Origin of the sequence: Primorskyibacter aestuariivivens, from assembly GCF_028023675.1 — a bacterium.
GTDB classification, from domain to species: Bacteria; Pseudomonadota; Alphaproteobacteria; order Rhodobacterales; family Rhodobacteraceae; genus Marinovum; species Marinovum aestuariivivens.
Genome location: NZ_JAQIOZ010000004.1, coordinates 138,169 through 161,332, shown reverse-complemented (window position 1 = coordinate 161,332; position 23,164 = coordinate 138,169). Strand labels below are relative to the sequence as shown.

The window sequence follows — 23,164 nt, the reverse complement described above, 5'->3', positions numbered from 1 at the left end:
GCTCAGGGGCGCTTTATTCGCGGCGGATCACCGCCGAGGCAGAGCGCCCCTTTGCATCAATCACCGCCAGTCGCGAAAACCCGCGCGACGGCAACAGCACGGGCAAGACCCGCGTCCGTGCATTCGTGACCATGGGCGCGCCGTCGACCAACACCGTGAAGGGCGGCGTTCCGTGGCGGAGTTTCACCGTCACATGCTCCCCTGACATAACCGCTCCATTGGGCGGAAATGCCATTTCAAAGGCGCTGTTGTCCTGCCGGTATTGCCCGTCACGCGCACGGAATCTGCGTAAGGGCTGCGGCAGGTCCGCATTGCGTAGCATCAGCGTCGCGGGCGGCGGTGGTGGCAAATGTGCGGGCGTGGTTTTCAGCAGCTGAAATGCCTCGAACAGCACCGGCGCGGCCACCTCGCCGCCAAATACCCCCGGCACCGGCGTGCCATCGGGCCGCCCGATCCAGACCCCGGCCACATGCCGCCCGTCAAAGCCCAGAGACCACGCATCGCGGTGGCCATAGGACGTTCCGGTTTTATAGGCCAGCCAATCGCGCGGCGCACCGGGCGGCGGGGCCAGGTCTGACAGGATATGTCCCACCTGCCACGCGGCAATCTCACCGGTCACATCACCAGCAGGTTCAGGCGCTTCGCCCCTCTGCCAATAAAGCGGACGCGCCTTACCCAGTTGCGCCAGCGACGCGTAAAGCTGCACCATATCCTCCAGCGTCAAACCCACGCCGCCCAGCGCCACGGCAAGACCCGGCGTACCGCCCTGCAAGGCCGGGTTCGCACCGGAGCGGCGCAAAGCCGCCATAAGATGCGCCGGTCCCAATGCCTCGGTGAGGCGCACCACCGGGATGTTGAGCGACAATTGCAGCGCGCGCTCCACCGTCACTTCGCCACGAAACTGGCGGTCGAAATTTTCCGGGGCATAGGCCCCGAAGCGCACCGGGCTGTCGTCGATCAAGGTTTGCGGATGCGCCAGCCCCCGGTCAAAGCCCAGCGCATAGACCAGCGGTTTCAGCGTCGAACCGGGTGATCGCAGCGCGCGGGTCATATCGACAAAACCGTCGCGCTGCTCACCGCCGGTCAGGCCCGCAGAACCGACCGAGGCCAGCACCTCGCCGGTCACGTGATCCGCCACCACCATGGCAATCGACAGGTGATCCCCCTTGCCCTGTACCGCCCGCGCGGCCAAGGCCTCCAGCCGTTTCTGCAAATCCCGGTCAATGGTCAGGTCATGCACCTGCCGGAACGGCGCCTCGGTCCGCGCGCGGTCGGCGATATGCGGGGCGAGAACCGGGAAATCCTTTCGCCCATCGGGCACCGCCTCGCGTTTCGACACCTGTGCGGCCTCTTGCCCGATGACCCCTGCGCCCTGCACCCGGTCCAGTACCCTGTCGCGCGCCGCCACCGCGCGCGCATGGCGCTTGTCCGGGCGGCGGCCTTCCGGGCTTTGCGGCAGCGCCACCAAAAGCGCCGCCTCCGCGGTGGTCAGCCGTTTGGGTTCCTTGCCGAAATAGCCCAGCGTCGCCGCGCGCACCCCTTCAAGATTGCCGCCATAAGGCGCGTGGATGAAATAGAGCGTCAGGATCTCGCGCTTGGTCAGCTTGCGTTCCATCGCCAGCGCCAGCCGCGCCTGCCGGATCTTGCCCGCCAGAGCGCCAGTGCCGCTGTCTTCCAGAAGCCGCGCCACCTGCATGGTCAGGGTCGAGCCGCCCGACACCACACGCCCATAGCGCAGCGCCTGGTAGACCGCGCGCGAGGTGGCGATCACATCAACACCGGGATGGTCCCAGAAACGCTTGTCCTCGTAGGCCACCAGCATATCGACCAGCATCGGGTCGATCTCGTCCAGCGTCACGGAAAAGCGCCAGCGTCCGTCCTCGACCGTGTAGCCGCGCAACAGCCGCCCCTCGCGGTCCAGTACCTCGACCGAGGTTTCGGCCAATACCCGGGGCAGGACAGTCGAATCCACCCAATCGTCAAACGTGTCGCGCGCAATAGCCCCGAACCAGAGCAGGGCAATCAGTACAAAAAGCCCAAACCGTTTCATTGCGAAACCGTGAGCTGCCCCGATGCGGTGCGCGCGCGGTATTGCGGGCGATACATATCCTCGACCACCGCCGCCGGGTGATGGAAGTCACCGGGGGAAATGGCGCGCACGATATAGGCAAGATCAAAGCTCTTGTCGCCGCGATGATCCACCGCCGCAAGGAACCGGTCGGCGCGGAATTCCGTGTGGCGGGCATCCTTGGGCTTGAGCCACTCCAGCGACCGGATATCGCCCGACCGCAAGAGGTTCGGATTGTCGATCTCGAAGCCCGCAGGCAGCGGATCGTTGATCATCAGCCGCGCGCCCGTGGTTTCCGCCGGTGTCACACGCAGCACGGTCACCAGTCTGTCGCCCACCTGCACAGGGCCGGTCACTTCCTCGCCCTCCATCGTGTAGTAGAGCCGTTCCAGACGGTAACCATAGCCGCTCTCGGACACTGGCTCGGAGGGTTTGCCAAAACTGGTAAGCGTCACGCTGGTGGCACGGTCGCCAGTATTGGTGATCGTGCGCGGCGCAGTGCCATTGGCAAAGCGGCGCACCATCGGTCCGCTCACCGGTTCGCCATCCAGAAGTACGCCCGAGGCGCTGGGATCGGTCACCATCGCATGCGCCGCCAGCAGCGCCCAGGCCTGTTCCTGCGTCGACATCTGGGGCCGTGCGTTGGAGATGCGCTGCACCAAAACCTCGCGGTCCACCACCGAAGACCCCGCTTCGACGGCCAAGGACAGCAGCCCCGCCGCATCGCGCAGGTTGGTGCCATAATCGACGCGGAAAACGGACGCTTCTTCGCCCATGCGGCCCGACATCTGCCGCACGGCAATGGCGAACATGCGGTCGGCGCGGGTCTGATCTCCATACATGGCCAGCGCCGCGCCCAATTGGGCTGAGGCGAGCGGCGTGGCGAAATCATTGCCCTTCACATCCGCATAGTAACGCAGGTCACCCACCGCCGCCGCGCCTTCACGCGCCAGCACCATGAGCGCATAGGCCAGATCCTCGCCGCCATTGTCGAAATCGGGGGCGTAGTTGACCCGGTTCTTCAGGTTATCCATCGCCTGACGGAAAGCCAGGTCCGGCACCTCAAACCCGCCAGCACGGGCGCGGCTAAGGAAATCGCTCACATAAGCGTCCAGCCAGAAATCCCCGGACGCCGCGCGCCAGAGGCCAAAGGTACCATTGGGGGCCTGCCGCGTGAGGATCTGCGCCACGGTTTCGTCGATGCGCTGCTGGATACGGGCCGTTTCGGTCAGTCCCATCGCCTCGGTCACCGACGACATGTACAGCAGCGGCATAGCCCGCGATGTGATCTGCTCGGTGCAGCCATAGGGATAGCGATCCAGCGACGCCAGCAGCCGTGGCGCGTCGAACTGCGCCAGCGGCCCGGCCGATACCAGCGCCGAGGCAGTGTTCACCCGCAGCCCGGCAAAGACATTGTCGTCAAAGGTGAATGTCTCCCCGGGCGCAAGCGAGAAGCGGCGGGTTTCCGAGACCTCGGGATCATTGTTGCGCACCGGAACAGTCAGCGATTTGCGCAAAAGCTGCCCGTCCGGTGTGGTCAGCGCGATGGTGATCTCGTGGTCGCCCTCGGCCCCGGCGGTGACCGGCACCGCGAAGGTTGCCTTACCCCGTTCCGCCAGATCGACGCCCGACGGGATCGCGCCTGCATCCAGCGTCACGCCATCGGCGGTGATATCCAGACCCATGCGCCCGCTCGGCCCTTCGGCATGCACGATTTCCAGAAGCATGCGGCTCTGATCTCCGGGAGCAAGGAAGCGCGGCAGGCTCGCGGTCACCACCACCGGGTCACGCACCAGCACATCGGCCTCGGCCTGTCCGACGCCAGTTGGGGTCCAGGCGACAGCGGCCAACCGGATCGTGCCGTTGAATTCCGGGATGTCAAAGCTGACCGTGGCGCGCCCATCCGCGCCCACTTCGACCGGGCCAGAGAACAGCGCGACAAGCTCTTCGGTCGGCGGCGGCGAATTGAACCGCCCCGCATCGCCCGCGTCACCGCCCGAGCGGACCCGCCCCATCGAACCGTCCAGCCCGTTGATCAGCCGACCATAGAGGTCGCGCATCTCAACGCCCAGTTTGCGCTGGCCAAAGTAATGGCCTTGCGGATCAGGGCTTTGGAAACCGGTGATGTTGAGAATGCCCAGATCAGTGGCGGCCACGGTGACAAAACCGCTTTCACCCTCGGCAATGCCGTCCACCTGCACCACAGCCTCCAGCGGCCCGCGCGGTTTGGACGTGTCGCCGGTAATCAGCGACACCTCCAGCGCCTTTTGCCCCGGGTCGATGCTGGCATGGGCCAGCCCCAGCGCACGTGCCGGGTTCTGACCGGCGGGCAGATCCATCGGGCGGATCACCGTGGCGGAGACATAGGCACCAGCGCCCCAATCGTCCGTTACGGTCAGTGGAACGGTGTTTTCGCCCTCGGCCACCTGCACCGTCTGCATGTCAATCACACGGTCGGACATGACGGTGATCAGCGCGGTGCCCGCATAGCGCGGCACAATCCGCAGCGTTGCGGTTTCGCCCGCGCGATATGCTGGTTTGTCCAGCGACAACTCCAGCGTATCGGGTGTGCTGGACGTGTCCGCAGGCGCGTACCATCCGGCCCAGAAATCGGTAGAGGCGGCAAGGTAGTCGCCGCCGACGCGCTCCACGACCAACTCATAGTTGCCCCAGTCCACACCGGCCGCGATCTCGACCGGATCAGCGCCCAGCGTCGCCTCGCCCGAGGCAATCTGGGTCCTGGTCACCGTCGGTTCCCAGTTCCATTGCCCATGCAGCCGATACCATTCGTACCGGGTCCGCACGCGGTTGAAGGACCATTTCACCTGCATCGGCATGGGCTGGGTCTGTTCGTTCAGCGCGATCAGCCGGAACCGCGCCTCAGAGCCTTGCTTCACCACCCCGTCAAACAGCGGCTTGATGCCCAGAACCGGGCTGGCCGGGGCCAGCGCACGCGTGATGCGCCGCTCGACCGGACGGCCCGAGCCTTCGGACATGGACACAACAACCTGCATGTTCATGGGCAGTGCCGCGCCCTCACCCTCAATCTTGGGCAGATCAAGCGGCACACTCAGCAGACCCTCCGCATCGGTGAGCAAATTGCCTTCCATATACCGGGTGCGCGGATCGACACGCAGGTCATGACGGCCAAAGCGGAACCCGTCAAACCCCTCGACCGACTGCGCCCGCGACAGGCGCACGCGCACATCGGCGGGCAGATCCGCCCCCGGTGCCCCGAACAGGTAGCGCGCCTCGATGGTCAGTTCGGGATTATCCGCCGCCGTCAGCCGCCCCTCGGGCAGAGACAGGTCGAAATCAATGCGTTCCGGCAGGAAATCCTCGACCAGCACGGTCTCGGTCGCGATGGCGGGCGCGTCCGGATCACTGAACACGTCAATCCGCCAGGTGCCGCGCGCCACCGAGGCTCCGGTGGGCATCTCGAACACATGGCCACCCGCGCGGCCTCCGTCCGACAGGTGCCGCGCATATTCCACGCCATCAGGCCGCGTCAAAACCGCGGTCAGCGGCAAATCGTCAATCGCCTGCACCTGCGCATCGCGCGCCAGAGCGGTGGCATAGATCACTTCACCCGCGCGATACGCCCCCCGGTCCGTGGTCAGGAACACATCCACCGGCCCGCCGGGTTCACGCCCTTCGACCCCACGATCAGACAGATCAAAGGCCGGGTCATCGAGGGACAGGAAGGCAATGTCTTCGCCGGTCCTGGCCACCAGCAGCGCAGGTGCCGCGCCCTGTGTCCCGCGCGTAAGACCGGGATCGAAACGCACATGACCTTCGGCATCGGTGGCCAATTCCGCCAGAACGCGGTTGGCCTGAGACACCAGTTGAACGGTGACGTCCTCACGCCCCGCCGCATCGCCAAGACCACGGATGAACACATGCAGCCCATCGGTGCCGGACATGCTGGCCATGCCCAGATCAGACAGCACGAACCACTGCGTCGCCGTGTTGTTGCTGTATTCATCTTCCGACGGGACCCGCGCAGTCAGGGCATAAATGCCCGGCGGCTGATCCTTGAGCACGTCCCCCATCGGCAAGCGCGTGGTGACATCACGGTTGAGCGTCTCTTCGACCTCGCCCACACCTTCCCAGATCGTTTCGCCCACCTCGCGTTCAAACCGGCGCTCGGTATAATAGCCCATCGGTTCGCCAAAATAGCTGTCCTGAATGGCGCGCAGCAGGTTGCGGTCGGACACCCGGCGCAGGGTCAGCTCCACCTCGGAGAGGTTCACCGTCTCGATCGGAAGCCCCGCATCGGCGACACGCGGCAGCACATAGGCCCGCCCCTTGAACGCCACCGAAGGCTGTCGGTCACGCACGTATTGCGCGATGGTCACATCCTTGGCCATGGTCTCACCTGACGCTGCGGGCAGCCCCTCACGGAAGGTGATGGTATAGCGCGCGCCGTGCTGCACACCGCTGACGCAGATGTTCCGCCCGGCCGCCTCAACGACAAGACCGGGATCGGGCAGTTGCACATAGGGCGTATAATCCAGCCCGGTGCGCACCAGATCCTCGCTGAAGCGCGCGCAGATACGCGGCTCGGCCTTGTCGCTTTCGGTGCTGTGTTCGGTGATACGGAAGCCGTATTTGCCGATGGCATCATCCAGCGCCGCCACCACATCGGCACGCGGCTGAATGCTTTCCGCCAGACGCAGGGTCGGCACCATGTCGCGGCCGCGCGACGATTCCTCCAACGCCTCGGCCATCACCAGAAGACCCGCGACACGTGCCGGGTCACCCGCCGCGCGCAGATAGGCGTTGATACTGGCGCTCAGCGCCTGTGCGGCAAAACGGCGACGGTCACTGCCGCGATTGGCCGCCGCTTCATTCGCCAAAGCAAGCCGCGCATAGTCAGCCCATTGATCGCTCGCATCGCTTTGTGCCACAGCTGCGCCCGCCCAATGCAGCGCGAGGTTCAGATCGCCCTCGGCCTCTTTGTCGCGCGACGCCTTGAGCAGAACATCAACCGTCCATTTGCCACCCATATGGGTGCCGCCCAGTTTTCGGGCCTGGGAAAACGCGGCATCCAGATCACGCTTGTTGAGAAAGCCAAGATCCGCGGCGCGGGTCTCGGCCCGGGACAGGACCTGTGCCGGCGTTTCAACTACGATGGCGGAAATCGCACCTTCGTATTCATTGCGCTCGCTGACCGCGCTCTTGGGGAAACAGGCATTTGACCGGGTGTTAAAGGTAAATGCCTTGCACGCCGGATCATTCAGGCACACCCGCTCACAGGCTTCGCGATTGGTATCGAACAGCGCCTGAAGATCGGAGCCAAAGAAATCCACATCGCGCGACACGACCAAGCGTCGGTCGGGGACGATATCCTGCGCAAGCGACAGCTGCGCCTGCAGCGTCAGGGCAATGAATGAACACATCAAATAGGTGAGGAAACGATGCATGAAAAAATCCTCCGGTCTCAATGGTATCATTGTTCCATGCCCTGCACCGGCTTGGCAACGATTCCCCGGGTTTTGGCCGGAAACTGTCATGTTCGGCAAAAGCGGCATTTAAACAGATATTCACCCAATGCGGCCATCTTGCCCACATCTTGGACATGGGATGTCGGAATCGCCGCATGAGTCTGGCCAGTAAACTTGCAGAAGAACGCCGTGCGCGTCTGGCCGCGGAACGGCTGTTGGAACTGAAGCAGGCCGAGCTGTTTGCCGCCAATCGCAAACTGGGCCATCACGCCCGTGCGCTCAGCGAGGAAATCGTCGAAAAAACCGCAGAGGTAGCGACGGTCCGCGACGAAAACCAGCGGGTCAAATCCGATCTGACGGTCGTCACCCAAAACCTTGAAGTGGCCGAACGCCGGTTGTGGCAAGCTGTGGAAACCATCGAAGACGGGTTCGCCTTCTTCGACGCCGATCATCGTTTGATCAGCGCCAATTCCGCCTATCTGTCCGTGTTCGATGGGTTGGAAGAGATCGAACCCGGCGTCCCCTTTGCCCGCATCCTGCAGCTCCTGACCGAAGAGGGCATTGTCGACACCGGCGAACTGAGCCCACAGGATTGGCGTTCGATGATGCTCGAACGCTGGCAGTCGCCAAATCCGGAACCCGTGACGCTCCGGTTCTGGAACGACATGTATGTCAAGCTATTGGACAAACGCGGCGAGGCCGGGGATGTGGTCAGCCTCGCACTCAATATCACCGACACGATTCGCTATGAAAAGGAGCTGCGCGAAGCCCGCAACCGGGCCGAGGCCGCAAACCGGGCAAAATCCGCGTTCCTCGCCAATATGAGTCACGAGATCAGAACGCCGATGAACGGCGTGATCGGTATGGCCGACCTTCTCACCGATACCGACCTGAGCGAGGAACAGCAGCTTTACGTCGACACGATGAAGAACTCGGGCGAGGCGCTGCTGGTCATCATCAATGACGTGCTGGATTATTCCAAGATCGAGGCCGACAAGCTTGAGCTGCATCCCGAACGGTTTGATCTTGAGCGCGCGATCCACGAGATCGTCATGCTTCTGCAACCCTCAGCGCGCGACAAATGGCTGGATTTGCTGGTGGATTACGACATGTTCCTGCCGACGGAATTTGTCGGGGACCCGGGGCGCATCCGGCAGATCCTGACCAATATTCTGGGCAACGCGGTGAAATTCACGCTGGAGGGTCATGTTTTGATCCGCGTCGTCGGGGTACCGCGCGAAAACGGCAAGACCGCCATTCATATCACGGTCGAAGACACCGGCATCGGCATTCCCCAGGACAAGCTTGCCCACGTGTTCGGCGAGTTCAATCAGGTCGAAGACGACCGAAACCGCAAATTCGAGGGCACCGGGCTTGGCCTGGCCATCACAAGCCGCCTGATCGGCATGATGGGGGGGCAGGTCTGGGTCGACAGCGAGGTCGGAAAAGGCAGCAGCTTCGGCTTTCAGATCACCCTGCCCTGTGCTGCCGACGAAATGTCAGAACCGCCCCGGCCCCCGCAGGATATTCGCCGCGTCCTGATTGTCGATGATCAGCCGGTCAATTGTTTGATCCTGCAGAAGCAATTGCAGGTCATGCAGGTCGATACCCATATCTGCAAGAACGGCCGCGATGCGCTGGCCTACCTTGAACGCGACCATGCATTTGACCTGATCCTGACCGATCACAACATGCCGGAAATGGACGGGCTGGAATTGACCCGCGCGCTCAAGGATTTGGGCAATGACACACCGGTGATCATGCTCAGCTCGAATATCGGCTATGCCGAACAGGACCCGGCCAGCGCGTCGCTGCACGCCATTCTGCAAAAACCTGTGCCACGCCATGTTCTGTCAAATGCACTTGCGCGCCTGTCGGACGCCCCGGAGCAAAAGCCAGCACCTGCAGGAAACGCGGCGCCCGATCCCGCCCCGGACGATCATGCCCCGCCAAAGCCTTCTGAGGACGCATCACCACAACAGCGCCTGCTGCGTGTCCTGGCGGCAGAAGACAACAAGACCAACCGGTTCGTCTTTGGCAAAATGCTCAAATCCCTGCGGGTCGAGCTTGAATTCGCCAATAACGGGCGCGAAGCGCTGGACCTTTATGAAAGCTTTCAGCCGGACGTGATCTTTATGGATATTTCCATGCCGGAAATGGATGGCAAACAGGCCACCGCCGCCATTCGCGAACGGGAAAGTGGCACAATGAAACGCACCCCGATCATCGCCTGCACCGCACATGCCATGGCCGGGGACCGCGATATGCTGATCCAGGCCGGGCTGGATGATTACGTCACCAAACCGATCAAACGCGCCGCCGTCGAGGACATGATCGAACGCTACCAACCAGAGGGAGTTGCCCCGCCTTTTCCAGCGATGGATGATGCCGGCTAACGCTGGTTTTCAGCCTTGGCCATCATGCAGGAACGCCGGTCTATCCGGCTCCGACAATTCCGGTTCATAAACATATCCGCCCGTGTCAAAGCCCTTGATATCTTCCGGATCGCTCAACCGGTTCTGCACGATATAGCGGGCCATCGCACCGCGGGCCTTTTTGGCGAAAAAGCTGATGATCTTGGGCTTGCCGCCCTTCATGTCGTAAAACTGCGGCGTCACAACCCGGAGTTTCAGCGCCTTGAGGTCCACGGCACCAAAATACTCCTGGCTGGCGCAATTGATGAGCACATCGGTCCCCATCGCCTCGGCCTGCGCGTTCAGCGCCTTGGCAATCTGGTCGCGCCAGTATTGATAGAGGTTTGTGCCGCGCCGCGTTTTCAACCGTGAGCCCATTTCCAGACGGTAAGGCTGGATCGCATCAAGCGGGCGTAGCACACCATACAGCCCTGACAGGATGCGCAGATGATCCTGCGCATAGCGCAGCGCGTCCTCGTCCAGCGTTTTCGCTTCCAGCCCCAGATAGGTGTCACCCGCAAAGGCGAACATGGCAGGGCGCGGATCTTCCGGCGCTTCGGAAAAGTTCTTGAACCGGTCGCGGTTCAGTTTGGCCAGGTCATCGGAGATGTTCATCAACCCCTTGAGATCGCCCAGCGTGAGATTGCGCGCCGTCTTGGCCAAACGCATCGCGTCCTCGGCCATCGCCGGTTCGGTTGTTTCAACATCCACCGCGTCCCAATCCAGCCGCTTGGCCGGGGAAATCACCACGAGCATCGCCACCCTCCGTCTGTTGAACGTGACTTAGGACGCTTCGCGCAAAACGTCCAGAAAGGCCGCGCCAAATCGTTCCGCGCGCTTCTCGCCCAAGAGCCGTTCAAGCTCTTCCGGAACGCTGGGCCGGGATGAAGCGAGCTTGGCCAATTGCGAAGCCGAACAGGACAGCGGTTTTTCCGTGCCGCATTGCCCGCGCGCCAGATCGGACTGTACCTCCAGCAACCGGTCATAAACATCACCCGCCGCGCGTCCGGCAAGTTTGCGCCGGGTCGGGTGCATCTCGTGGGCTTCGCCGGTAATCACAGCGAGAAACTCTGCCCCGTAGCGCTCCAGCTTTTTCGCCCCTACACCCGAGATCCGCGCCATTTCGTCCAGAGATTGCGGCCGTGTTTCCGCCATCTCGATCAGCGTGCGGTCGCTGAAGATAATATAAGCCGGGACGCTTGCCGCCTCGGCCAAGGCGCGGCGCTTGGCTTTCAGCGCAGAGAGCAGCGGCGCGTCTTCGTCGCTCACCATCGCCTTGATCGCCGGGCGCCGCCGCGCCTGTGCCCTGGTGATCGTGTCCCTGCGCAGCGTGATGCTTTCCTCACCGCGCAACAGGGGCCGGGCGGCTTCGGTCATGCGCAGCGCGCCGTGGCGGTCGGGATCGGGACGAAAAAGGTCATGACCCATCATCTGCCGGAACACCGCCTGCCAGCCGCGCTTGTCAAACTCGCGCCCGACGCCAAAGGTAGGCAACTGGTCATGGCCCTTCATGCGCACCTTGTCGGTCTCATTGCCCATCAGAATGTCAATGAGATGCCCCGCGCCAAACCATTCGCCGGTGCGCAGCGCGGCTGAAAGCGCTTTGCGCACCGCCTCGGACCCGTCAAAGGTCTCGACCGGGGATTGGCACAGGTCGCAATGCCCGCAGGGCTCCGTCCGCTCTCCGAAATACCCCAGCAAGGTCACGCGCCGACAGGCCAACGCCTCGGCCAGACCCAACAGCGCGTTGAGCCGTCCGTGATCCGCTACGCGCCGTTCGGGCGGGGCCAGCCCCTCGTCGATCTGGGCGCGGCGCAGGCGGATATCGTCGGCCCCGAACAGCGTCAGCGTCTCAGCGGGGCCGCCATCGCGACCGGCGCGGCCGATCTCCTGGTAATACGCCTCGATGCTTTTGGGCAGGTCCGCATGCGCCACCCAGCGGATGTCCGGTTTATCCACGCCCATGCCAAAGGCCACGGTCGCCACAACGATCAGCCCATCCTCGCGCGCAAATCGCGCCTCTACGATACGGCGGTCCTCGGCCTCCATACCGCCATGATAATGGATCGCCTCATGCCCGGCCTCGCGCAGCGCTTGCGCCAGCGTCTCGGTCTTGGCGCGCGTGCCGCAATAGACAATGCCGCATTGGCCCCTGCGCGCATCGGCGAAATCAAGGATCTGGCGGCGCGGCCCGTCCTTGGGCTGAAACGCCAGATGGATGTTGGGCCGGTCAAAACCGCGCAGGAAGCGCGCGGGCTCTTCGCCGCCGAAAAGCCGGGTGACAATCTCGTCCTGGGTTTCGGCATCTGCCGTGGCGGTGAACGCAGCCAAAGGCACGCCCAGCGCGCCGCGCAATTCACCGATGCGCAGGTAATCAGGCCGGAAATCATGGCCCCATTGGCTCACACAATGGGCCTCGTCCACGGCGATCAGGCTGACCCCGATCCGCCGCAACATGGTCAGCGTACCACCAGAGGCGAGCCGCTCGGGTGCCAGATACAAAAGCTTGAGCGTCCCCGCCTCCAGCCCTGCCCAGATCGCGTCACTCTCTTCCGGCGTATTGCCCGAGGTCAGCGCCCCGGCGGACACCCCCGCCTCGCGCAGCCCGCGCACCTGATCCCGCATCAACGCGATCAGCGGCGAGATGACCACCGTCACCCCTTCGCGCATCAGTGCAGGCAATTGAAAACACAGAGATTTCCCACCACCCGTGGGCATGATGGCCAGCACGTTTTCATCGCGCACCACGGCTTCCACGATCTCGCCCTGACCGGGACGGAAATCATCGAATCCGAACACGTCCCGCAAAAGCGTGGCGGCGTTTTCCATGGGGAACCTGTAGGTTTTGTTTCAATCTGCTCTGATCGAAACAATCCCACATTGAGAATCGGTGAACAAGCCCCGCGAGGGCGTCAGATCAGCCCGAACAATTCCGGCAGGATGAAGTCGCGCAGCGAAATGAGGATGATGAAGGCCACCAGCGGCGCAAGGTCCAGCGGGCGCGTATCGGGCAGGATGTTGCGGATCGGGCGGTAGATCGGTTCAAGCAGCCGGTTCAGACCGTACCAGAGCTGGGCCACGAATTGCTGGCGCAGGTTCAGCACGTTGAAATTGATCAACCAGCTCATGATGATATGGGCGATCATGATGAAAAACGCCACGTCGAGAATAAGCTTGATCGGTCCGTAAATCGCGTACATGGCGGCCTGTCTCCTTGTTCCGGCGGAAAAACAGGTAAGCCGCGCGAGACCAAAGAACAAGTGCCGCAGGGTCATGGCTTGCCCGTGCCGCGCCGCAGCGCGACAAAAGGGCCAAAGGAGAGCGCCGATGTACCCCTTTATCCGGATGTTCAAGGAGTTGTGGAAATTCCGCAACGCGCCCAAGCTGGACCTGACCGGGACCCATGTCTCCCATCACAGGTGCTGGCCCTGGGACATCGACATGTGGATGGAGTTGAACAATGGTCGCACGCTGACCCTGTATGACCTTGGCCGTATCCCTCTGGCACAGCGCACCGGTCTGGTTGACGTTCTCAAACGGCGGCGCTGGGGGTTGACCGTGGCGGGATCATCGGTGCGCTACCGCCGCCGCATCCGCACCTTTGAACGGATCGAGATGCGCTCGCGGGCAATCTGCCATGATGATCGTTTCTTCTACATCGAACAAAGCATGTGGAACAAAAGCGGCGACTGCTCCGGGCATGCGCTCTATCGCACTGCGGTCACCGGGCCGGGCGGTATTGTTCCACCGGCAGAGGTGATGCGCGAACTGGGGCAAGAGCCCGGTCAGTATCCGATGCCCGACTGGGTGCGGGCCTGGTCCGATGCCGAAGCGCAACGCCCCTGGCCCCCCATGCAGGACGCATAGGCCACAAGACATCGACGTCACCTATCGAAAGACTTGCCAGAACGCCCGCGCCGGGGTCTAACCACGTGGAAACACGGGGGTGATATGGACACTGTCAGGCGCAAACGCATCTGGGGCTGGTTCTTTTTCGACTGGGCCAGCCAGCCTTACAACACATTGCTGATCACCTTCATCTTTGCGCCCTATGTGCGCGAAATGGTCGGCGACGGGTCATCGGCGCAGGCGGCCTGGGGCTTTGGCATCGGGGCGGCGGGGATCGCCATTGCCATCCTCGCGCCCATCCTTGGCGCACTGGCGGACACCTCGGGCCACCGGATGCGCTATATCTGGCTATTCTCGGCGCTGTACGTGATTGGCTCGGGCGCACTGTGGTTTGCCGCACCGGACAGCTTCAACATCGTGACTGTGCTGTTCTTTTTTGCCATCGGGATGATCGGGATGGAGTTCGCCACGATCTTCACCAATTCCATGCTGCCGGATCTGGGGACCAAGGAAGAGATTGGCCGCATCTCCGGCAATGGCTGGGCTTTTGGCTATTGCGGCGGGTTGGTGGCGCTGGTCATCATGCTCCTGTTTTTTGCCGAAAGCGCCGAGACCGGGAAAACCTTTATCGGCCTCGCCCCGGCACTGGGCCTTGATCCGGACATGCGCGAAGGCACCCGCTTTGTCGGGCCGCTGACGGCGATCTGGTTTGCCGTCTTCATGATCCCCTTCTTCCTCTGGGTGCGTGATCCAAAACCCGCCAGCGCCCCGGCAGGTGCCACGCGCGCCGCGCTGAAGGGATTGAAAACCACCATCGCGCGCCTGCCGCGCACCCCGTCGCTCTTTGCCTATCTCGGATCGTCCATGTTCTATCGTGACGCTCTGAATGGCATGTACACATTCGGCGGCATCTACGCCTCTGGCGTTTTGGGCTGGACGGTCGTGGATGTGGGCATTTTCGGCATCCTCGCCATTATCTCGGGCGCAATATTCGCCTGGCTCGGCGGTATGGCCGATGCGCGCTTTGGCCCCAAACCAGTGATCACCACCAGCATTCTGCTCCTGACCTTTGTGGCGATCTCGATCGTGCTGATCTCACCCAACGCGATCTATGGCATCCCCCTCCCCGAAGGCTCGCCCGTCCCCGATATCGCCTTTTACATCATGGGCGCGGTGATTGGTGCTGCGGGCGGCGTGATCCAGTCCGCCAGCCGCACAATGATGGTCCGTCAGGCCAACCCCGCCCGCATGACCGAAGCCTTTGGCCTCTATGCGCTGGCGGGCAAGGCGACCTCGTTCCTCGCGCCATTGTCCATCGGGATTGTGACGGCGCTCACAGGATCGCAGCAAATGGGCGTAACCCCGCTCATTGTGCTTTTCCTGATCGGGCTTCTTTTGCTACGCTGGGTGAAACCAGAGGGAGACCAAGCAGCATGGTCCGCAACCCCATCAGACATCTCGCCGCGCTCGCCTGTGTCCTGACGCTGGCCGCCTGTGGCGGGGGCGAGACGCCCAAGACACGCGCCACATTGGCCAGCGCGCCGCTGCCTACGATTGGCGATTCCATGGGTGTCCTGTCCACAAAACAGGCCAAGCAGCTGTTCGGCGCCAAAGCCGGTGCCTCGGATCAGTCCCCCGCCCCCTATGGCGGCTATGCCAAGGGCTGCATGGCGGGCGGTATGGAACTGCCCGAAACCGGTCCCACATGGCAAGCCATGCGGCTCAGCCGCAACCGCAACTGGGGCCACCCCATCACCATCGACTACATTCAGGATCTGTCGCGCAAGGTGGCGTCCCTTCCAGGCTGGAACGGGCTCTATATCGGGGATATTTCGCAGCCGCGCGGCGGCCCGATGCTGACCGGGCATCGCAGCCACCAGATCGGGCTGGATATCGATATCTGGATGCGGCCTGCGACCAACCTCAACCTGTCGCGGCAAGCGCGCGAGAATATCTCGTCCATCTCCATGCGCCGCTCTGCGGGGGCCTTTACCAATGACCAATGGACCCGCGAACATCACGAGGTGCTCAAGGCCGCGGCCAGCGATCCGCGTGTGGCGCGGATTTTCGTGTTCCCCGGTGCCAAGGTGCAGATGTGCAAGGATGAAAAAGGCAATCGCGCCTACCTGCGCAAGATCCGGCCCTGGTGGGGGCATCACTACCATTTCCATGTGCGTCTGTCCTGTCCACCCGGTGCCGCCGGTTGCGTCAATCAGGCCGCACCCGGTCCCGGCGATGGCTGTGCCGAGGCGCAGGGCTGGGTCGACCGTATCCTGAACCCGCCGCCGCCCGATCCCAATGCACCGCCGCCAAAACCGCGCCGTGAACTCGTTCTTGCCGATCTGCCCCGCCAATGCGCCGCCGTCTTGCAGTCGCCCTGAGTGCCGCGGCGCTTTTGCTCCTGTCGGGGCTGGGCATCGCCGCGTCCCCGGATCATCAGGCCCGTTATCTGCAGAGCTACACCTGGAGCCAGGCGGATCCGGATTTTGGCGGCTTTTCCGGTCTTGAACTGGCCGAAAATGGCATGGATTTCACCGCCATCTCGGACCGCGGTCACTATGTCACCGGGCGGCTGATCCGGGAACATGGGCGCATTGTGCGTGTTGAAAGCCAGGCTTTGAAACCGCTGCGTGACCCCAAGGGGCAAAACCAAACCCGCAAATTCAGCAAGGACAGCGAAGGGCTGGCGGTGGGCAAAGACGGGCGGATTTTCGTATCTTACGAAGGAAACCACCGCGTTTGGGCCTATCCCACGATGGAGCGCGCGAAAAAACTGCCCCGACATCCGGATTTCAAATCACTACAGGGCAATTCCTCGCTCGAAGCGCTGGCGGTGGATCGACATGGCCATCTTTACACGCTGCCCGAGCGGTCCGGCCGCCTGAACCGTCCTTTCCCAGTCTATCGCTTGCGCGACAGCACATGGGACAAACGGCTCAGCATCCCGCGCCGCGGTGGATTTCTGGCGGTCGGGGCGGATTTCGGGCCGGACGGGCGGTTCTATCTGTTGGAACGGGAATTCAACGGCATCGGGTTTCGCGCGCGCGTGCGCCGCTTTGATCTTTTGGCCGATGGATTCTCGAACGAAACGACTTTGTTCGAAACGCTGACCGGAACGCATGACAATCTCGAAGGGCTAGCCGTCACGCAAACCAAAGACGGGCATATCCGGCTCACCATGATTTCCGACGACAATTTCCGCTTTTTCCAGCGCACCGAGTTCGTCGAATACATCGTCACGAGCCCAAGACCACGCAGCCGCCCCCTTGACCGCTCGTCTCCGTCTCTATAGGACGCGCCCGTTCCCGGTCACCGGGGGCCAAGTCGCCGCAACCTTGCTAAAACGGGCATCACAACATGAACCGCACACATCTTCCCGGCATTCTTGCCATGGCCGCCATTGTCGTGGCCTCGAACATCCTTGTTCAGTTTCTTATTCTAGACGGCCTCCTCACATGGGGCGCGTTTACCTATCCGCTGGCCTTTCTTGTCACCGATGTGATGAACCGCGTATACGGTGCCGGTCCCGCGCGCAAAGTGGTGTTCGCCGGGTTCGTGACGGGCGTGGCCTGTTCGCTGATCGGTTCGCAAATCATGTTGCAGGGCGATGGCTATACCTATGCCGCCGTGCCACTGCGCATTGCCGTGGCCTCGGGCTTTGCCTTCCTCGTGGCACAGATGACCGACATTGCCGTGTTCAACCGCTTCCGCGAAGGGCGCTGGTGGCGCGCGCCGCTGGTCTCCACGTTGGTGGGCTCGGCGCTGGACACCGCGCTGTTCTTTACCATCGCCTTCTCGGCCTCGGTCACGTTCTTTGGGCCCGATGCCGACGCCGCGATCAACTGGGCGTGGGAAGCTGTGCCCTTCATGCTGACCGGTCCCGAAGCCCCGCTCTGGGTCACGCTGGCCTTTGCTGATTGGCTGGTGAAGCTGTCGATTGCGCTGATCGCACTGATTCCATTTCGGGCAATTGTTGCGCGGCTGAGTGAAAATCGCGCCTTGGCGTAATTTTTCCTTTTGCGATTTGTCGGACCCGTGCCATGATTCGGGTACGGGTCAACAAACGAAAGGAGGTGCTTCAGTGTCTAGAGAGGTATTGGAGAAAGGTGTCGGAACAGTTTGGGGAGGAACCCTCTGAGGCAGCCCTTGGAGGATGAGCAGTCCAAATTGGTGAGAGCCTTACCGGCCCCACCTCCTGACAATCTCGAAGAGCCGTTCCCACCCGGGGGACGGCTCTTTCCTTTTGCTGGGCCAAGGCATTAGATTGCGGCCATGCCGCTGACCGTGAACGATCATATCACCCTTGCAGACTGGGAACTGACCGAGCAGTTCATCCGCTCCTCCGGGCCCGGCGGGCAGAACGTGAACAAGGTCTCCACCGCCGTGGAAATGCGGTTCGAAGCCGAACGCTCGCCCAACCTGCCCGACGCGGTCAAACACCGGCTGCGCCGGATCGCCGGGCGGAAATGGACCAAGGAAGGCGCGCTGATCCTTCAGGTGGATGAAACGCGATCCCAGGCCCGCAACCGCGAGATTGCCCGCGAGCGGCTGGTCGAGATGATCCGCAAGGCCTGTGAAAAGCCCAAGCGGCGCATCCCGACCCGCGTTTCAGCCAATCAAAAGCGCAAGCGCGTGGACGCCAAAAAGAAGCGGGGGGAGGTCAAGGCGCTGAGGGGGAAGGTGGAGGATTGAAACGCTGCAACGCGTTTCTCAGGCTCCATGTACAAGATTATACAACGCGATCTGGTTGTCCTGTTCGTACTCAAAATTGCCCGAGTTCAGTCGCCACATTGTAGCAATCTTGTAGCCACCGCTTTGGTAGCCGGAAAACGCGCTTTGTGCCGTTTGGACTGTCGACTCAAACTTGGCGCCGTAAGCCAGCAGCTCTTTGTCGATCCCAATCCCGGTGAAGTCTGATTCAAAAGTGAACCCTGAATAGAGTTGGAGATTCAGAAAATCGACATGCGCATTCATGGCAGTAGCATCAAGATTGCCCGCAGTGGCAGGAGAAATGGTAAGCCAGTATTTCTTGTCGGTCTGCTTCGCGAACAAGGTGCCAATGGCATCAAGATACGTCGCCATTTGACCGGTGGTTGTGTCATCTGACAAAGGGGATTCCCAATCGATGTCGAACCCATCCAGATCGTAAGCCCTGAGATAGGTGAGCAGGTTGGCGGCAAAATCTTCGGCGTTCTCCTGATCTGTACGCCCCTCTGGCAGGAAAACCGAAGAGATGTCCGTGCCGCGACCATATTGCAGGGTCATCAGGATCTTGATGTTGGGGTTGGCGGCGCGCGCATCGCGGATCACCCAATTCAGATAGTTCTGATTTGAGTACCGTACCGGATAGCCATTCGTCTTGTACTGGTCCTGAGACGGGTGCGTCGCCTCACCCATCTGGATCGTGAAACCCTCTCCGTCACCTTTGGGCGTCGTCATGTCCGATGTCGGAACAAGAGCGGCGAAGCAAATGAACAGCATATCGACATGCTCATAGACACCTTTCGCGATCAGCCGTTGATATGCACCATTCGGGTCGGGATAGGTCGTTGTCGCATAGCCGTTTGGCCCCATCGGATCGTCTTCGTTCAAGAAAATCCAGGCGTTGCACATGGTGGGCAGGGTCGAACCAGACATTGAGCGTTCCTTTCTCGCATTGCGCGAAAAAGCCTACGCCTGCTCACCCAAGATAGGTGTGATTGAAATCACACGACAACCTCAATCCGCTCCTGCTCACCGACTCCAAATACCCGCTTGTAGCGTGCGATCTCGTCCTTCGGCCCCATCGCTTTTTCCGGGTTGTCGGACAGTTTCACCGTGGGACTGCCATTGGCGCTCACCGCTTTGCAGACCAGTGAAAAGGCGTTCAGCCCGCGATCCGGCACAAGCCCCCGGAAATCATTGGTCAGGTTGGTGCCCCAGCCGAAGGACACGCGCACGCGGCCTGCAAACTGTTTTTGCAACGCCTCGATCGACTCCACATCCAGCCCGTCCGAGAAAATCACCAGCTTCTCGCGCGGGTCCTCGCCCCGGCTTTTCCACCAGTCGATGGCAATCTCGGCTCCGGTGGCCGGATCGCCGCTGTCGATGCGGATACCGGTCCATCCCGCCAGCCAATCCGGCGCACGGTCGAGGAACCCCTTGGTGCCATAGGTATCGGGCAGGATGATGCGCAGATTGCCGTCATGCTCTTCGTGCCAGTCGGCCAGAACGTCATAGGGCGCGCGGGCCAGCGCGGCGTCATCCCCGGCCAGTGCGGCGTAGACCATGGGCAGTTCATGCGCATTGGTGCCAATCGCCTCAAGATCGCGGTTCTTGGCGATCAGGCAATTGGAGGTACCGACGAATTTCTCGCCCAGCCCTTCGGTCATCGCCTGTACGCACCAATCCTGCCAGAGGAAAGAGTGCCGCCGCCTTGTGCCAAAATCCGCAATCCGCAGGTTTTCCACGGCGCGCAGACGCTCGACCTTTTCCCAGAGCTTTGTCATGGCGCGGGCATAGAGCACCTGAAGCTCGAACCGGCCCATTTCCTTGAGCACGGCGCGCCCGCGCAATTCCATCAGAACGGCCAGCGCGGGGATTTCCCACAGCATGACTTCGGGCCAGTTGCCCTCAAACGTCAGCTCATATTGCCCGTCGCGCTTTTCCAGATGGTAGGGCGGCAATTGCAGGTTCTCGAACCACTCCATGAAATCCGGGCGGAACATCTGGCGTTTGCCGTAAAACGTGTTGCCGCGCAGCCAGGTGCTTTCGCCGCGGCTCAGCGACAGGGAGCGGATATGGTCCAGCTGTTCGCGCAGCTCGCCTTCGTCGATCAGCTCGGCCAGCCGGATCGCCTTGGTCCGGTTGATCAGCGAAAACGTGACCTGCGTGTCCGGCTTGTTGCGGAACACCGATTGGCACATCAACAGCTTGTAAAAATCCGTGTCGATGAGCGACCGCACGATGGGGTCGATCTTCCATTTGTGGTTCCACACGCGGGTTGCGATATCCAAGGGCCCCGGCCTTTCTGTAAACAGCGGATTTCCCGGTGATACGCGATGCGGGGCCGGGCTTCAAAGCGGATTTGCATGGCGCAGGGATGCGCCGGGATGCTCCGGCATTGGGGTTGGCCGGTCCACAGCCGCCTGTGACAGCGCCGAAATCAGATCTGCGCGGCGGATCGGTTTGCTCAGAAACGCATCCATTCCTGCCGCAAGACAGGCCTCGCGGTCGCTGGCAAATGCGTTGGCGGTCAGCGCAATGATGCAGGGTTGGTCAATATCCGCGGCACGAATGGCCCGCGTCGCATCCAGCCCATCCATCACCGGCATGGACATGTCCATCAAGACGACGTCGAACGCGGCTTTGAGGACCATATTGAGCGCGATCTCACCGTTCTCCGCAACGTCAAGACAGACGCCGCTGTCCTTGAGGAATTTCTGCACCAGAACCCGGTTTGTCCGGTTGTCTTCCGCCAGCAGCACCCGAAGCTGGTCGAGACCGCCCGTCGCAGTCTCTGTCACCGGGACCTGCACGCGGGTTCCGACAGGCTTGCCCAGTTTGACCTGTAGCTCGAAACACGAGCCCTCGCCCGGCTCAGATGTCACGGTGATGTCCCCGCCCATTTGCTGCGCCAGAAGGCGCGAAATAGTCAGCCCCAGCCCGGTCCCTCCGAATTTTCGCGTTGTCGCAGCGTCCGCCTGCGAAAAATTGTCGAAAATGGTTTCGATCTTGTCTGGCGCGATTCCGATTCCTGTGTCCCGAACGGCAAGCTGAAGCCTGTATCCATCGTCATATTCCTCATGTTGGACACGCACCGACACGCTGCCATGCTCCGTAAATTTCAACGCGTTGCCCACAAGGTTCATCAGAATCTGGCGCAACCGGCCATCATCGCCATGCATGAGCTGGGGCAGACAGGTTTCGAAACTCACATCCAGCAACAGCGATTTTTCGTCTGCCTGTTTCTGCAGGAGGTCCATGCAATCCAGAATGCAAGGACCAGGCGCGAAATCGACCGGATCAATGGACAGCTTGCCGGCATCAAGTTTGGACAGGTCGAGAATATCATTGATGATCTTCAGCAACGCCTCCGCCGAACCACGAATGGTATCGGTGTAAAACCGCTGTGACTGATCCAGGCGCGTCTCGCTCAAAAGCTCCGACATGCCGATGATCCCGTTCATCGGCGTGCGGATCTCATGGCTCATGGTGGCCAGGAATTCGGACTTGGCCCGTTCACTGCTTTCCGCGGCCACGCGGGCATCGGCCAGTTCCTGTTCATGGGCCTTGGCCTGCGTGATGTCGCGTTCGATGGCAACGATGCGCTCGGTCTCGCCCTGATCGGTCAAAAGCGGGACCAGTGTGGTATCCACCCACATGTCCGACCCGTCCTTGCGCCGGTTGAGAATCTCTGTCCGGAATGGTTTTCCCGCTTTGAGATTGGCTTCAAGCTCGGCCACTTTCCCAAGATCGGTATGCGGGGAATTGAGCAGCTCGCCGGGCGTTTTGCCGATGGCCTCGTCCCGATCATAGCCGGTCGACCTGCAAAACGCGTCATTGACCCATTCGATCCGCCTGTCTGGCCGGGAAATCACCACGGAATCAAGCGCATGGCGCGCGACAAGAGACAGTTTGCGCAGGTCCTTCTGCTGATCATGCATTTCCTGGTTGGCAATCTCGATCATGCGTTGCCTCCGCAGCAAATCGCGCGAGGTCGCGATATGGCGCATCTGGGCGGAATTCACATAGTGCAGAAAAATACCGACCATGTAGGCCATCATGAATATCGCCAAAAGGTCATAGCCATGACGCAAAGACAACCCGTGAACGATGAACACATCCACCAGAAGGATCAGAACCAGCGCCGCCGCGTAGACCGACAACCGCGCAAAGGCCGCGCGCCGATGAAAGGGAAAGACCACACCGGCATTCATCGCCGCCCCGGTCAGATAGGCCAGACAAAAGAAATTGGCCACGCCCATGGGGGACGCGAACCAGGCCATAGCAACACAAGCCGCGATGGTCGCGGCCTGAAACCCGGCGGTAACCGCCGTATGTTCGTACGCCTTCTGGAAATGCTCGCCGCTGTCCATCTGACGCAAGGCCCGGCGCAGGGCGATGCAATCGACCATTTCACCCAACAGGGCCAGACAGACCGCAAACAGGCCGATCCACGGATCAACCAGCACGGACAGCGCAACCGACCCAGTCAGGGTCAGCCATTGGCGTCTCCAGAAATAGTCGATCCTGCCCCGGGCATAGCGCCGAAAAAGCCCGCGTGGTCGCGAACGTTCTTCGAACTCTGCCAATTGGCTGTCAGTATCCAGAAGATGCGCCATTCACCTGCCTGCAACGGTCCATGCAGAGGGTGATAGCGCCCAAGCGGTTAAGATTCGGTAGGT

General features: G+C 61.7%; 15 protein-coding genes. 7 read left to right on the top strand and 8 right to left on the bottom strand.

Annotation, left to right across the window (positions count from 1 at the left end; genetic code table 11):
• Positions 1–13 precede the first annotated feature (13 nt).
• Both pbpC and PGB28_RS04655 read right to left on the bottom strand, forming a co-directional pair.
• Entirely contained in the window at positions 14–2,050 is a 2,037-nt protein-coding gene (pbpC, locus tag PGB28_RS04660) for a penicillin-binding protein 1C (protein WP_271420324.1), read from the bottom strand.
• Positions 2,047–7,494, bottom strand: a complete 5,448-nt coding sequence (locus PGB28_RS04655; RefSeq protein ID WP_271420323.1) for an alpha-2-macroglobulin family protein — start codon at positions 7,492–7,494, stop codon at positions 2,047–2,049. The genes pbpC and PGB28_RS04655 overlap by 4 nt, the downstream gene beginning before the upstream one ends.
• 176 nt (positions 7,495–7,670) lie before the next feature.
• Between PGB28_RS04655 and PGB28_RS04650 the strand changes: the two genes are divergently transcribed.
• Positions 7,671–9,911, top strand: coding sequence for a response regulator (locus PGB28_RS04650; RefSeq protein WP_271420322.1), 2,241 nt, complete (start codon positions 7,671–7,673; stop codon positions 9,909–9,911).
• A gap of 9 nt (positions 9,912–9,920) precedes the next feature.
• On the opposite strand, the gene yaaA is transcribed toward PGB28_RS04650, so the two are convergent.
• From yaaA to PGB28_RS04635, 3 genes are all read right to left on the bottom strand, one after another.
• Positions 9,921–10,685, bottom strand: coding sequence for a peroxide stress protein YaaA (yaaA, locus tag PGB28_RS04645; RefSeq protein ID WP_271420321.1), 765 nt, complete (start codon positions 10,683–10,685; stop codon positions 9,921–9,923).
• A gap of 27 nt (positions 10,686–10,712) precedes the next feature.
• A complete protein-coding gene (gene recQ, locus PGB28_RS04640; protein ID WP_271420320.1) occupies positions 10,713–12,758 on the bottom strand; it encodes a DNA helicase RecQ in 2,046 nt (681 codons plus the stop codon).
• Positions 12,759–12,841: 83 nt separating this feature from the next.
• Positions 12,842–13,129 carry a YggT family protein gene (locus PGB28_RS04635; protein WP_271420319.1) on the bottom strand — a complete coding sequence of 96 codons (288 nt, stop codon included), beginning with the start codon at positions 13,127–13,129 and terminating at the stop codon, positions 12,842–12,844.
• A gap of 127 nt (positions 13,130–13,256) precedes the next feature.
• Here PGB28_RS04635 and PGB28_RS04630 point away from each other — a divergent pair, with 127 nt between their 5' ends.
• The 6 genes from PGB28_RS04630 to arfB all read left to right on the top strand — a co-directional run bounded on the left by PGB28_RS04630 (position 13,257) and on the right by arfB (position 18,470).
• Positions 13,257–13,796: an acyl-CoA thioesterase gene (locus tag PGB28_RS04630; RefSeq protein ID WP_271420318.1), complete on the top strand. Its 540-nt coding sequence runs from the start codon at positions 13,257–13,259 to the stop codon at positions 13,794–13,796.
• Between the two features lie 84 nt (positions 13,797–13,880).
• Positions 13,881–15,260 (top strand): MFS transporter, encoded by a 1,380-nt coding sequence (locus PGB28_RS04625; RefSeq protein WP_271420317.1) that lies wholly within the window; start codon positions 13,881–13,883, stop codon positions 15,258–15,260.
• Entirely contained in the window at positions 15,212–16,159 is a 948-nt protein-coding gene (gene mepA, locus PGB28_RS04620) for a penicillin-insensitive murein endopeptidase (protein ID WP_271420316.1), read from the top strand. Before PGB28_RS04625 ends, mepA begins: the two co-directional genes overlap by 49 nt.
• Positions 16,132–17,070 (top strand): esterase-like activity of phytase family protein, encoded by a 939-nt coding sequence (locus tag PGB28_RS04615; protein ID WP_271420315.1) that lies wholly within the window; start codon positions 16,132–16,134, stop codon positions 17,068–17,070. Before mepA ends, PGB28_RS04615 begins: the two co-directional genes overlap by 28 nt.
• A 65-nt stretch (positions 17,071–17,135) precedes the next feature.
• Positions 17,136–17,786: a queuosine precursor transporter gene (locus PGB28_RS04610; RefSeq protein WP_271420314.1), complete on the top strand. Its 651-nt coding sequence runs from the start codon at positions 17,136–17,138 to the stop codon at positions 17,784–17,786.
• A 264-nt stretch (positions 17,787–18,050) separates the two neighbouring features.
• Positions 18,051–18,470 (top strand): alternative ribosome rescue aminoacyl-tRNA hydrolase ArfB, encoded by a 420-nt coding sequence (gene arfB, locus PGB28_RS04605; RefSeq protein ID WP_271420313.1) that lies wholly within the window; start codon positions 18,051–18,053, stop codon positions 18,468–18,470.
• Between the two features lie 18 nt (positions 18,471–18,488).
• Here arfB and PGB28_RS04600 read toward each other — a convergent pair whose 3' ends face one another.
• From PGB28_RS04600 to PGB28_RS04590, 3 genes are all read right to left on the bottom strand, one after another.
• The gene (locus PGB28_RS04600; RefSeq protein ID WP_271420312.1) at positions 18,489–19,415 is read right to left on the bottom strand and encodes a glycoside hydrolase family 18 protein; all 927 of its coding nucleotides are present in this window, start codon (positions 19,413–19,415) and stop codon (positions 18,489–18,491) included.
• A 68-nt stretch (positions 19,416–19,483) separates the two neighbouring features.
• Positions 19,484–20,773 (bottom strand): nicotinate phosphoribosyltransferase, encoded by a 1,290-nt coding sequence (gene pncB, locus PGB28_RS04595; RefSeq protein WP_271420311.1) that lies wholly within the window; start codon positions 20,771–20,773, stop codon positions 19,484–19,486.
• 60 nt (positions 20,774–20,833) lie between these two features.
• The gene (locus PGB28_RS04590; RefSeq protein ID WP_271420310.1) at positions 20,834–23,101 is read right to left on the bottom strand and encodes a PAS domain-containing hybrid sensor histidine kinase/response regulator; all 2,268 of its coding nucleotides are present in this window, start codon (positions 23,099–23,101) and stop codon (positions 20,834–20,836) included.
• Positions 23,102–23,164 lie beyond the last annotated feature (63 nt).

Excerpts from the sequence above, each read along its gene's own strand:
- PGB28_RS04625 (WP_271420317.1), top strand. The coding sequence starts at position 13,881 with ATGGACACTGTCAGGCGCAAACGCATCTGGGGCTGGTTCTTTTTCGAC.
- pbpC (WP_271420324.1), bottom strand. The coding sequence starts at position 2,050 with ATGAAACGGTTTGGGCTTTTTGTACTGATTGCCCTGCTCTGGTTCGGG.
- PGB28_RS04650 (WP_271420322.1), top strand. The coding sequence starts at position 7,671 with ATGAGTCTGGCCAGTAAACTTGCAGAAGAACGCCGTGCGCGTCTGGCC.
- PGB28_RS04630 (WP_271420318.1), top strand. The coding sequence starts at position 13,257 with ATGTACCCCTTTATCCGGATGTTCAAGGAGTTGTGGAAATTCCGCAAC.
- recQ (WP_271420320.1), bottom strand. The coding sequence starts at position 12,758 with ATGGAAAACGCCGCCACGCTTTTGCGGGACGTGTTCGGATTCGATGAT.
- PGB28_RS04600 (WP_271420312.1), bottom strand. The coding sequence starts at position 19,415 with ATGTCTGGTTCGACCCTGCCCACCATGTGCAACGCCTGGATTTTCTTG.
- PGB28_RS04655 (WP_271420323.1), bottom strand. The coding sequence starts at position 7,494 with ATGCATCGTTTCCTCACCTATTTGATGTGTTCATTCATTGCCCTGACG.
- PGB28_RS04610 (WP_271420314.1), top strand. The coding sequence starts at position 17,136 with ATGAACCGCACACATCTTCCCGGCATTCTTGCCATGGCCGCCATTGTC.
- mepA (WP_271420316.1), top strand. The coding sequence starts at position 15,212 with ATGGTCCGCAACCCCATCAGACATCTCGCCGCGCTCGCCTGTGTCCTG.
- PGB28_RS04590 (WP_271420310.1), bottom strand. The coding sequence starts at position 23,101 with ATGGCGCATCTTCTGGATACTGACAGCCAATTGGCAGAGTTCGAAGAA.
- PGB28_RS04635 (WP_271420319.1), bottom strand. The coding sequence starts at position 13,129 with ATGTACGCGATTTACGGACCGATCAAGCTTATTCTCGACGTGGCGTTT.
- PGB28_RS04615 (WP_271420315.1), top strand. The coding sequence starts at position 16,132 with ATGCGCCGCCGTCTTGCAGTCGCCCTGAGTGCCGCGGCGCTTTTGCTC.
- arfB (WP_271420313.1), top strand. The coding sequence starts at position 18,051 with ATGCCGCTGACCGTGAACGATCATATCACCCTTGCAGACTGGGAACTG.
- yaaA (WP_271420321.1), bottom strand. The coding sequence starts at position 10,685 with ATGCTCGTGGTGATTTCCCCGGCCAAGCGGCTGGATTGGGACGCGGTG.